Annotated in this window: 7 protein-coding genes and 2 pseudogenes; 4 read left to right on the forward strand and 5 right to left on the reverse strand. The window is 63.3% G+C overall.

What is annotated here, in order from left to right; all coding sequences use genetic code 11:
* Positions 1–350, reverse strand: a pseudogene (locus Q0U08_RS12405) (hypothetical protein); the annotation flags it as partial.
* A gap of 1 nt (position 351) precedes the next feature.
* Between Q0U08_RS12405 and Q0U08_RS12410 the strand changes: the two are divergent.
* Positions 352–585 (forward strand): annotated as a pseudogene (locus Q0U08_RS12410) (ATP-binding protein); the annotation flags it as partial.
* Between the two features lie 82 nt (positions 586–667).
* On the opposite strand, the gene Q0U08_RS12415 reads toward Q0U08_RS12410, so the two are convergent.
* Genes Q0U08_RS12415 through Q0U08_RS12425 form a run of 3 tightly spaced genes read right to left on the reverse strand, consistent with a single transcriptional unit; the run spans position 668 to position 4,583 of the window.
* Positions 668–2,773, reverse strand: coding sequence for a malate synthase G (locus tag Q0U08_RS12415; protein ID WP_298091717.1), 2,106 nt, complete (start codon positions 2,771–2,773; stop codon positions 668–670).
* Positions 2,774–2,782: 9 nt separating this feature from the next.
* Complete coding sequence (locus Q0U08_RS12420) at positions 2,783–2,953, reverse strand: hypothetical protein (RefSeq protein ID WP_298091718.1); 171 nt, start codon at positions 2,951–2,953, stop codon at positions 2,783–2,785.
* A gap of 34 nt (positions 2,954–2,987) precedes the next feature.
* Complete coding sequence (locus Q0U08_RS12425) at positions 2,988–4,583, reverse strand: isocitrate lyase (RefSeq protein ID WP_298091719.1); 1,596 nt, start codon at positions 4,581–4,583, stop codon at positions 2,988–2,990.
* 137 nt (positions 4,584–4,720) lie between these two features.
* On the opposite strand from Q0U08_RS12425, the gene Q0U08_RS12430 reads away from it, so the two are divergent.
* On the forward strand, positions 4,721–6,106 hold the full coding sequence (locus Q0U08_RS12430; RefSeq protein WP_298091720.1) for a short-chain fatty acyl-CoA regulator family protein: 1,386 nt from the start codon (positions 4,721–4,723) through the stop codon (positions 6,104–6,106).
* 270 nt (positions 6,107–6,376) lie between these two features.
* Entirely contained in the window at positions 6,377–9,364 is a 2,988-nt protein-coding gene (locus tag Q0U08_RS12435; RefSeq protein WP_298091721.1) for a TonB-dependent receptor, read from the forward strand.
* Between the two features lie 131 nt (positions 9,365–9,495).
* Here the strand turns inward: Q0U08_RS12435 and Q0U08_RS12440 are convergent, their stop codons facing one another.
* Positions 9,496–9,897, reverse strand: coding sequence for a DDE-type integrase/transposase/recombinase (locus Q0U08_RS12440; RefSeq protein ID WP_367271123.1), 402 nt, complete (start codon positions 9,895–9,897; stop codon positions 9,496–9,498).
* 178 nt (positions 9,898–10,075) lie between these two features.
* Here Q0U08_RS12440 and Q0U08_RS12445 point away from each other — a divergent pair.
* On the forward strand, positions 10,076–11,362 hold a 1,287-nt coding region (locus Q0U08_RS12445), incomplete at its 3' end, for a TonB-dependent receptor plug domain-containing protein (RefSeq protein ID WP_298091722.1).

Consider the following 11,362-nt stretch of genomic DNA (forward strand, 5'->3'; position numbering starts at 1 on the left):
CATCGCCGCACGAAAGCTCTTGCACCGCAGGGGTCGTCCACACATGCTCCCCATTGCGGGTGCGGTAGGTCTTGCGCCCGATCCGCTCGGTTTCAGCGAGGAGAAGAAGCTCTGCATCGCCGCGTTGTCCCAGACGTTGCCCGAACGGCCCATCGAGCAGGTCACGCCGTTGTCGGCCATCAGCCGCTGGAACTTCTCGCTCGCATATTGGCTGCCTCGGCCGTGGACTGGCGATCGAGGAGCTTGTCGGCGATAATCGAGCGCAGGCCATCGTCCTTCGGCAGCCCGCGGCGCCGCGGACGCGCCTTCAGGCCGTGAACACGCATCAGCCGCTCCGTAGGATGCAAGCCAATTACCACGAACCTCAGCTTCAGCGAGTGGGCCGGGGGCTCCGGCGACGCCAGGATCACCACCGCGCTCCTCGACCGCCTCACTCACCATTGCCACATCGTCGAGACCGGCAACGACAGCTTCCGGTTTCGCGTCCGGCCCGAGATCGGCAAGCCAAAAAGGAGAAGATCGCAACTTGACCCGCCGCCCCGCGGGCCTGACATTACTCTCACGACCCGGGTCACTTCTCGATGAAAGCGCCGGGTCAACTCTCAATGGAAATCAACAGCGCCGGCACGCACCGTCAGTGATATGTCATACAGGCCAACTTCCCTGGCTATCGCTGAGCAAGCAACTCAGCCTTCGCCCGTTGCCGGAATGCATTAAGGACCGGTTCGGTGTACCCGTTGGGTTGAGTGGCGCCGTCGAACACGAGCGCGCGTGCCGCCTGAAGAGCAAGGCTGCCAGGCGCGAGCAGCGGCAAATAGCCCGGATCACCGGCGTTCTGTGTGTCGACCCGCTCCGCCATCCGCCGCAGCGCAGCCTCGATCTCTTTGCGGGAACATACCCCGTGGTGCAGCCAATTGGCCATATGCTGCGACGAGATGCGTAGCGTCGCCCGGTCTTCCATCAGCGCGACATCGTGAATGTCGGGCACCTTGGAGCAGCCTACCCCCTGCCCGACCCAGCGCGCGACATAGCCGAGCAAGCCCTGGGCGTTGTTATCGAGTTCCTCCTGCACGGACTCCGGCGGCCAGTTGCTCGATGCGACTGGCAGGGTCAGGAGCAGATCGAGCGGCGGAACAGGTTCCCCGGCAATCTCCCGTTGCCGCGCACGAACATCGACTTGGTGATAATGCAGCGCATGCAACGTCGCAGCCGTCGGGCTCGGCACCCAGGCAGTATTGGCGCCGGCACGCGGATGCGCGATCTTCTGGTCGAGCATGTCCGCCATACGATCGGGTGCAGCCCACATCCCCTTCCCGATCTGCGCCCGTCCGCCCAGACCGCATGCCAGCCCGATCCGCACGTTGCGATCTTCATAAGCCCTGATCCAGGCCGCCTCTTTCATGTCCGCCTTGCGGATCATCGGCCCCGCTTCGAAGCCGGTATGGATCTCGTCACCCGTGCGATCAAGAAAACCGGTGTTGATGAAGCAGATCCGGTGCCGCACCGCATGGATGCAGGCGGCAAGATTGGCAGAGGTCCTCCGCTCCTCGTCCATCACCCCGACCTTGATCGTGTGACGCACGAGGCCAAGCAGATCCTCCACCGCATCAAACAGACGGTCGGTGAAGGCGCACTCCGCCGCGCCGTGCATCTTGGGTTTGACGATGTAGATCGATCCCGCGGCGCTGTTGCGGAAACGGCCCAATCCCCTGAGGTCATGCAATGCGATCAGGCTGGTGACGATCGCGTCCAGAATGCCTTCAGGCGCATCGGCACCGCTCGCCAATCGCAGCGCCGGCGTCGTCATCAGATGGCCGACGTTGCGCACGAACAGCAGGCTGCGTCCCGGCAGCACGATCCGGCCACCGTCGTCCGCGTCATAGGACCGGTCCTCCGCAAGGCTGCGCGTCGTCGTGGTTCCTCCCTTCTCGAACGTGTCGGTCAGGTCGCCGCGCATAACACCCAACCAATTGTTGTAGGCGGCGACCTTGTCGGCGGCATCGACCACCGCTACCGAATCCTCCAGATCGACGATCGTGGTCAGCGCCGCTTCGAGCAGCACGTCCGCCAGACCTGCGGGATCGTCACGCCCGATCGGGTGCGTGCGGTCGATCACCACCTCGATATGCAGGCCGTTGTGTCGAAACAGCAGGCTGTCGCCGCGCCGACCAATCAGTTGCGATCGATCGCATAGCGGCAGTTCGCCCCCCGTCCACGCTGCCCAACCAGCACCTTGGAGCGGTACCGCCTCGTCGAGAAACGCCTTGGCCCGGGCGATGACAGCCGCACCGCGCACGGGGTCATAGCCGCCGGATGCGGCGGGTGCGGACAGTGCGTCCGTCCCGTAGAGCGCATCGAACAGGCTTCCCCAGCGGGCGTTTGCTGCATTGAGCAGGAAACGTGCGTTGAGCGCCGGCACGACCAGTTGCGGCCCCGCCGAGGTGGCCACTTCCGGATCGACCCCCTCGGTATCGATCGTGAAGGCGTCCGGTTCGTCGGTCAGATAGCCGATCTCACGCAGGAACGCCTCCTGCATCTGCGGGTCCGGATCATGCCCGTGCCGCGTGCGATGCCAATCGTCGATCTGCGCCTGCATCCGATCCCGGGTTTCCAGCAAGGAACGGTTCTCGGGCGCAAAGCGTGCGAAGATCGCTGCGACGCCAGCCCAAAAGGCGTGTGCGTCGATCGCCGTTCCGGGAAGAGCCTGTTCCTCGACAAAGATGGCAAGGGGCTTCGCGACCGAAAGCCCTGCTCGAACAACATGATCGGTCATGCCCGCTGCCTAGCTCAACCGGCCGAGCCGGTGGTAGAGGTTGCTGTATTTGACCGACTCCGGCCTATCCTCGATCGTGCGCAGGTGGGTAAGCACGGCCTCCTTCAACAGGCCAAAATCTTCAGAGGAGAAGACTGCGCGTGCACGAGCGGGTTCTCTCATGGTTTCGGTCGTGATCATGATGCACTCCTGAAGAAGATGGATCGCCTGCCCGTCAGGCAGCGAATTGATTCATGGTGTTGTGGGTGCCGCCCGCCTTGAGTGCGGCTTCGCCGGCGAAGTAATCCTTGTGGTCGTCACCCAGGTCGGATCCGGCCATGTTCTGGTGGCGAACGCAGGCGATCCCTTCGCGGATCTCGCGCCGCTGTACGCCCGCCACATAGCCCAGCATCCCGGCCGCGCCGAAATATTCACGGGCGAGCATATCGGTGGACAGCGCTGCGGTATGATAGGTCGGCAGGGTAATCAGGTGGTGGAAGATGCCGGCGCGCGCGCTCGATTCGCGTTGAAACTCGCGGATGCGTCGGTCCGCTTCCTCGCCAAGCGGGGTCTTGTCATAGATCGTGCTCATCAGCGCACCACGTTCATAGGATGACAGATCCCGTCCCTCGGCTTGCCAGGCGTCGAACACCTGCTGACGGAAGTTCAGCGTCCAGTTGAACGAGGGCGAGTTGTTGTAGATCAGCTTGGCGCCCGGCACCTGCTCGCGAATGCGGTCCACCATGCCGGCGATCTGAGCGATGTGCGGCTTTTCCGTCTCGATCCAGAGCAGGTCTGCACCGTTCCGGAGCGAGGTGACGCAGTCCAGAACACAGCGGTCTTCACCAGTCCCCGGCCGGAACTGGAACAGGTTCGAAGCCAGTCGCTTCGGACGCATCAGTTTGCCATCGCGCTCGATCACCACGTCACCACGCAAGGTCGTAATGTCGGTGACTTCCTCGCAATCGAGGAAGCCGTTGTACAGATCGCCAAGATCCCCGGCCTCGCGGCTATAGGCGATCTGCTTGGTCAGCCCGGCGCCGAGCGAGTCGGTGCGCGCCACGATGATGCCGTCATCGACGCCCAGTTCGAGGAAGGCGTAGCGGCAGGCACGGATCTTGGCGAGGAAGTCTTCGTGCGGCACCGTCACCTTGCCATCCTGGTGCCCACACTGCTTTTCGTCCGAAACCTGGTTCTCGATCTGAAGCGCGCAGGCGCCGGCCTCGATCATCTTCTTGGCGAGCAGGTACGTCGCCTCGGCATTGCCGAAGCCTGCATCGATGTCCGCGATGATCGGCACGACATGCGTCTCAAAGCCCTCGACCTCGGCTTCAAGCGCCTGCGCCCGCGCATCGTCGGCGGCTTCGCGGGCCGCATCGATGGCACGAAACAGACCACCCAGTTCACGGGCATCGGCCTGACGGAGAAAGGTGTAGAGTTCCTCGATCAGCGCGGGCACGCTGGTCTTCTCGTGCATCGACTGATCGGGCAGCGGACCGAATTCGGATCGCAACGCGGCGACCATCCATCCCGACAGGTACAGGTAGCGACCTTTCGTGGTTCCGAAATGCTTCTTGATCGAGATGATCTTCTGCTGCGCGATGAAGCCGTGCCAGCATCCGAGCGACTGGGTGTAGCGTGCAGGATCGGCGTCATAGGCGGCCATGTCGTCGCGCATGATGCGGGCGGTATAGCGTGCAATGTCGAGCCCGGTGAGAAACCGGTTCTGCCAGCGCATGCGTACAACGGCCTCCGGTTCGATCGAACGCCAGTTGCGGCCGGTATCTGTGATCAGCGACCGGGCGGCGGCAAGGTCTGAGACATAGTGCATCGACGACACTCCAAGTTCGTTGAGCCTGGGTTAATCGTCGATCCATCCACGGCCGAGCCTCTCCGCAGTCAAGATGTGGAAATTGACAACACATCGTTGTAAAGTGGTGTGATCCCTTACAAGGTCGGATCGTAAGCATGAGCGCTGAGCGAAGCACCTATCTGGGCCCTCGTTTGCGCCGGCTGCGACGCGACCTGGGCCTCACCCAACCCGACCTCGCCTCGGCGCTGGAAATCTCGTCATCCTATGTGTCGCTGATCGAGAGCAACCAGCGCCCGCTCACCGCCGAATTGCTGCTCCGCCTTGCCCGTACATACCGCATCGACCTGTCGGAGTTCGCCGGCGACGGTGGCGAGGCGTTTACACGACGGCTGCAGGACGCGCTGAAGAATCCCCTGTTCGCCGATCTCGATCTGCCGCGGCTGCAATCGGCGGACGTCGCGACCAACTATCCGAGCATCACCGAGGCGTTCCTGCGCCTCCATACTGCGTATGGCGCCGAGCAGCGTGCGCTGGCCGAGCGGCGCAGTGATGTCGGGATCGATCCCGATGATCCGGTTGCGGAAGTGCGGCGGCTGCTGCTCACAAGACGCAACCATTTCCCGATTATCGAGGACGCCGGTCAGGCACTCGCCGTCGCTGTCGACGAGGCTGGCGGGTTTGAGGCGCTGATCAAAGCGCGCCACCGCCTGCGTGTTCGTCGCCTGCCGCCCGAAGCGATGATGGGCCAGATACGGCGACACGATCCCCATCACCGCTCCATCTTCCTGGATGACAGCCTGGACATCGCCACCGAGCGATTCCAGCTGGCGGTGCAACTCGCCTATCTGTCACTCCACCGCGAGCTGGACGAGGTTGAGCAGAATATCGGCATCGCCGGGGTTAATGTCCGCCGTCTGATGCGCCGCACCCTGGCCAACTATGCCGCGGGCGCGATCCTGATGCCCTATTCGCCATTCGCCCGCATGGCAGAAGAACGCCGCTACGACGTGGAAGCGCTCGCCCGGTGCTTCAACGTCAGTTGGGAAACGGCCGCTCACCGCCTCTCGACACTCGGACGACCAGCACAGGAAGGCGTGCCATTCTCCTTCATCCGGATCGATGCGGCAGGCAACGTGTCAAAGCATTATGACGGCGCAGGCTTTCCAGTAGCGACGCAGGGGGGCGGCTGCCCGCTATGGAGCGTCCATCATGCCCTGCGCACGCCGGGCCAGGTGATCGCGCAATGGCTTGAACTGCCCGACGGACAGCGCTTCCTTTCGGTTGCCCGCACCGTGACCACCGGAGGAGGAGGCCATGGCCTGCCGCGGATCGAACGCGTGGTGGCCCTTGTCTGCACCGCGAACCAGGCATCCCGCCTCATCTACGCCGATCCACCGCATGAGCCGACGCCAATCGGCATCACCTGCGTCCTTTGCCAGCGGGATCGATGCCCGTCCCGCGCCCTACCGCCGATCAGCCGCCAGATCCTGCCCGATGATTACCACCGCGGCCGCCCTCCCCTGGGTTATACGGATGCGTAGGGTCAGGAACGCATAGGTCGCAGCCGGAAGACGATCGGTGGCAGTGAAGGCGACGGCGGGCTGGTGGCTTTATCGAATCTCCGCCACAGCACCTGATAAAAAAGGTTATTACAAAAGAAGAGTAAGTTAGGCTTACGCTGTGTTGTCGGAATGCAACATCGCGCAACTTCACAAAACAAAATTTTCCGATCACGCTTGACCAACTCCTCGAATGTCGGACAAGTGTTGGGACTGACCCGAGACAATCGGGCAGTTTTAGAGGGGATTGCCATGTTTCGCTACATGTTGCTGACGTCAGCCGCTGCCGTGGCTTTGTGCTCGATGCCGGCCTTTGCTCAGACCAACAGTGCGGACACGAATTCGGCACCGACGAACGAGGATGCCTCGATCGAGGATCAGGCGCCTGTCGCGCAGGACCGTGCCGTAGCCAGCGCGGAAGGCCGCAGCCCCGGGGTTGATGCGACCCAGAACATCGATCAGCCTGTCGATGACGCTGACATCGTGGTCACCGGCTACCGCGCAAGCTTGGGTACGGCGCAGCAGATCAAGCGCAATTCGGACGCGATCCTTGATGCGATCGTCGCACAGGATATTGGCAAATTGCCCGACAATACGGCTGCGGAGTCTCTGGCCCGTATCACCGGCGTTCAAGTGACGAGAGGTAGCGACGAAGTAACGGGGGTTCTGGTACGCGGCCTTCCTAACGTCGCCACGACCTTTAACGGCCGCGACATCTTTACCGCTGAGCTTCGCCGGTCTCAGCTTCAGGATTTTCCGGCTGGCGTGCTGGCCGGACTGGAAGTTTACAAGTCGGGCACGGCCGATTTGCTCGAGCCCGGATTGGCCGGCCTCGTCAATGTCCGCTCGAACCGCCCGTTCGATTTCTCCGAGAAGTTCGTCCTCGCTGGCGGCATTCGCGGTACGTACAACGACCAGAGCAAGAAATATGACCCCTTGGGCAATATCCTGGTCAGCGCGCGCAGCGATACGGCGCTGGGCGAAATCGGCGTGCTGGTCAACGCCTCCTACGCACAAGCCCAATATCGCAACGCCGTGCGCTGGGCGAGCGGCTTCGTCCCAACTGCGCTACCAGCAGGAGTGACGGTGAGCCCGGCGTCAGTCGGGCGCGCGTTCCGCATCCCCGAACGTGTTGGCGTCTACAACGACAGCGGCAAGCGCTGGCGGCCGGCTGTGAATGCCAGTGTCCAATGGAAGCCCGCCGACAATCTCGAAGTCTATTACGACTTCCTTTTCCAGGGGTTCCGCGGACGCTTGGCTAACGATCTGTTTGAGACGTCGCTCATCAACAACAATGCCCAGCTTTCCAATGTCGTTCTGCGCGAAGGCGTGCCCGATCAGGTGCAGACGCTGACGAAGACCGGTGGCGAGCGCGGGCAGGCGTTCCGCAGCACGGTCAACAACAACACCAACACCTATCAGTCCGCCGGCGGTCTGAAGTGGAATGTCGGTCGCGCCCGGCTTTCTACCGATCTGGCGTATACACGCAGTCAGTATGACGCCAGTGAGTATAGCTTCGACATGTCGCAGAGTGCTCCGACGCGGGTCGATGTCAACTTCTTCACGAACGGCGGCAGCGCTTTCGACCTGCCCGGCTATGATCGTGAGAACGCAGCCAATTACCGCTGGCGTGGTTATTTCGAAAGCCTGTACATCGCCAAGGGCGCCGGGTGGCAGTGGCGCGGCGACGTCGAACTGGACACTGATGTGTCGCTGTTCCCGCGCCTGCAGTTTGGCGCGCGCTGGACCGATCGGGACGCATCGCTGGAGCGGGGGAACCGCTACGCCTACACCGAGACCCTGAACATACCGCTGGCCGATACGCCCGCCGGCGCTCTGGCACTGACCCCGGATGCCTTCCGAGGCAATGTACAGGGCTGGACAAGCTGGCTGATGCCGAGCCGTCAGGGGATCGAGGGTAATGCTGCAGAACTGCGCGAATTTTCGCGGCAGGCACTGGTCCGCATCGTGGCGGCAAATCCAAATGATGGCGGCTACCGCGACGCGCTGAACCGCTTCTCGGTGCCAAATGTACAACTCGATCCGTTCCAGGCATTTTATGCCAAGGAGCAGACATACGCCTTTTACGGTCAAGCCAAGTACGAGTTCGACATCGGGAGCTTCAGCTTCGACGGCCTGGTAGGCGCACGCGTCGTCAACACGGTCGGTCAGTACACCGGACGCGGCACCTTGCCTGTGGTCGTCAACGGCGTCGTGCAGACCGATGCGAATGGGATACCGATCACGGCGGCTCAGGACGTGCAGGTGCGCCAGAACTTCATTGACGTCCTGCCCAATGTAAGCTTGCGCATCCGGCCGACCGACAAGCTGCAGATCCGCTTCGGCTTTACCAAGACGCGGACCGTGCCCGACTTCGGCCAGTTGAACCCGGCATTCTCGATAACGCCGAACCAATCGCCGCGGCCGGGGACGGTTATTACCAATCCCGATGGCACCACCACCGTGGTGACGCAACCAGCCAACGATCCACGTTTCTCCGCGAGCCTGCAAGGACGTCCGGATTATTTCGGCAGCGGCGGCAACCCGAACCTGGCGCCGCTTACCTCAAACAATTTCGACGCCACGATCGAATATTACTTCTCGAGGAACGCCTCGATCACCGCCGCCTTCTTCTACCGGGACCTGTTCGGCTTCTTCAACAACTACGTGCAGCGTTTCCGTGATCCGGTGTACGGGCTCGTCGAGGTCAATCGCCCGCTCAATGCCGGAGCGGGCCGCATCAGGGGTGTGGAAGTCGGCGGGCAGACCTTCCTCGACTTTTTGCCGGGCTTGCTCAGCGGGTTTGGCGTACAGGCCAACGCGACCTACCTTGATGGCCAGCAGCGTTTCCCGGTCGATCTGATCCCTGCGAGCGAATTGCCGCCCTACGTCGCCATCCCAAGTCTGTCCAAGTGGAGCTACAACGCGGCATTGTTCTACGAAAAGGGCAAGGTATCCACCCGCCTTTCCTATAACGGTCGATCGCGCTTCCTGAATGGCAACCTTGTCGTTGATGGCGTTTATTCGGGAGAGGGCACCGAGAACATTACGCGCCTTGACTTCTCGTTCAACTACACGCCGATCAAACAGGTGACGCTGACCTTCGACGCGGCGAACCTGCTGGCGCAACCATTCCGCAACTATGCGCAATATGCCGTGAACGGCGAGAGCCGCTTCTACCCTCGCGACGTCCGCGACGAGGGCCGTTATTATGGCATCGGTGCGCGGTTCCGGTTCTAACAAGCCGTTGTCGCCAACCTGCCGTTAGACTGACAACGCCGCTTGTCAGTCTAACGGCAGGTTGAGCGGTACTGTCAGTCCAACGCGAACCGCTCTCCACATCATGCACATGGATCTTCGAAGGCTGCGGCCTAGCTGACAAACACCTGCCACTCCGCCAGTGCAGCCGAGCGTCGCTCCCGGCAGGTTTGTCGATCGGCGAGGTGACGTTCCAGATTGAAGTGGATGTGGACGTTGGCATGGATCGAGGCAAACTTCTGCAGCGTCTTCATCTGCCGGAACCGAAGCATCGCCCGCCCTCGTCGTCGGTACGGCAGGTGGCTGTTCTCCACCCGGTTGTTTGCCCAGCGGCCGACCTCCTGCCAGTCGCGGCAACCCAGTTCGTCCATCGCAGCGCCGTAGCTGCGCAAGCCATCGGTGATGATCGCATCAGGCGAGCTGTGACGCCTGGGCGCCCTCTTCACAAAGGCAAGCGCTGCTGTCTTGTCACGCGTGCGGTTCCCCCGCTGGCAGCGGATATCGCTGGCAAACAGCGGGCCGAACCTGTTCCATCACAACCGCACCGACCTTAGGTTCTATAGCATCAACGCGGTTTGCGGGCTTTGGGGGGTAATGCACGAGCTTCTAGCCCTATCATCGCTGATCAGCATCGCCGTCATCCAACAGGTGGCCGGTCAGGAGCTTGAGAAGCAGAGAAGACCGGAAACACAGATGTTGGAGGGGATCGTCGTCGTTACCGGGCAGGGATTGCCGGTATCGCCGGGCGAGCATGCCTTGGACATCGTCACCATCGACCGCGACCGGTTGCAGGCCAACGCCAGCCAGCGCCTCGAAAGCGTGCTCGCCGACGTCGCCGGCCTCCAGCAGTTCCGCCGCTCCGACAGTCGCACCGCCAACCCGACCAGCCAGGGCATCACCCTGCGCGGCATCGGCGGCAACGCATCGAGCCGTGCGCTGCTGATCCTCGACGGCGTGCCGCAGGCCGATCCGTTCGGCGGCTGGGTCGCGTTTCCCGCTTATGCCACCGGCCGGCTGGGACAGGTGCGCGTGACGCGCGGCGGCGGCAGCGGCTATTTCGGGCCGGGGGCGCTTGCCGGCACGGTCGAGCTGGCCAGCGCGACCCCGGACCAATTGGCGCCGCTGGAGGCAAGCGCCTTCTACGGCAGCCGCAATTCGGTCGAGGCGCAGGGATCGGCGGCGCTGGTGCGCGGCGGCGGCTTCGCGACGCTGTCGGCGGCCTATGCGCGCGGCGACAGCTTCGTGCCGACTGTCGCGGGCAGCCGCGGCCCGGTCGATGGGCCCGCGCCCTACGAACAGGCATCGGGCGCCCTGCGCACCGTGGTAACGGTCGGGCCGTCAACCGAGTTGCAGGCCAATGTCAGCGCCTTCACCGACCGGCGCACAAGGGGAACGGCCTTCACCGCCAACCGGTCCGAAGGCGCGGACACGAGCGTGCGGCTGGTCAGGCGCGGGCATTGGGGCTGGTCGGCGCTCGCCTACCTCCAGACGCGCGCCTTCGCGTCGAGCTTCGCGAGCGTCAACGCGGCACGGACGACGGTCAGCCAGTCGCTGAACCAGTATAATACCCCCGCAACCGGCATCGGCGCGCGGCTGGAGGTGCAGCCGCCGGTGGGCGGAACGGTCGATCTGCGGCTGGGGGCGGACATCCGCGACGTCTCCGGCAAGACGCAGGAGCTGTTCACCTTCGTCAACGCCGTGCCGACGCGGCGGCGCGAGGCGGGCGGATCGACCCGCACCCACGGGCTGTTCGCTGACGGCAGCGTCGCCTTGGGGTCGCTGACGCTGGCCGGGGCCGCGCGGATCGACTGGTGGCGCATCGACGGCGGCTATCTGAACGAACGGCCGATCGCGGGCGGCGGGGCGTTGACCAACAGCCGCTTCGGGGACCGCGACGGCAGCGAATTCACCGGGCGAATCGGCGCGGCGTGGCGACCGGTCGACGCGGTGCCGGTGCGCGCGGCAGGCTATCAGGGCTGG

This window comes from uncultured Sphingomonas sp., assembly GCF_946477935.1.
GTDB lineage: Bacteria > Pseudomonadota > Alphaproteobacteria > Sphingomonadales > Sphingomonadaceae > Sphingomonas.

Excerpts from the sequence above, each read along its gene's own strand:
- Q0U08_RS12415 (WP_298091717.1), bottom strand. The coding sequence starts at position 2,773 with ATGACCGATCATGTTGTTCGAGCAGGGCTTTCGGTCGCGAAGCCCCTT.
- Q0U08_RS12425 (WP_298091719.1), bottom strand. The coding sequence starts at position 4,583 with ATGCACTATGTCTCAGACCTTGCCGCCGCCCGGTCGCTGATCACAGAT.
- Q0U08_RS12430 (WP_298091720.1), top strand. The coding sequence starts at position 4,721 with ATGAGCGCTGAGCGAAGCACCTATCTGGGCCCTCGTTTGCGCCGGCTG.
- Q0U08_RS12420 (WP_298091718.1), bottom strand. The coding sequence starts at position 2,953 with ATGATCACGACCGAAACCATGAGAGAACCCGCTCGTGCACGCGCAGTC.
- Q0U08_RS12435 (WP_298091721.1), top strand. The coding sequence starts at position 6,377 with ATGTTTCGCTACATGTTGCTGACGTCAGCCGCTGCCGTGGCTTTGTGC.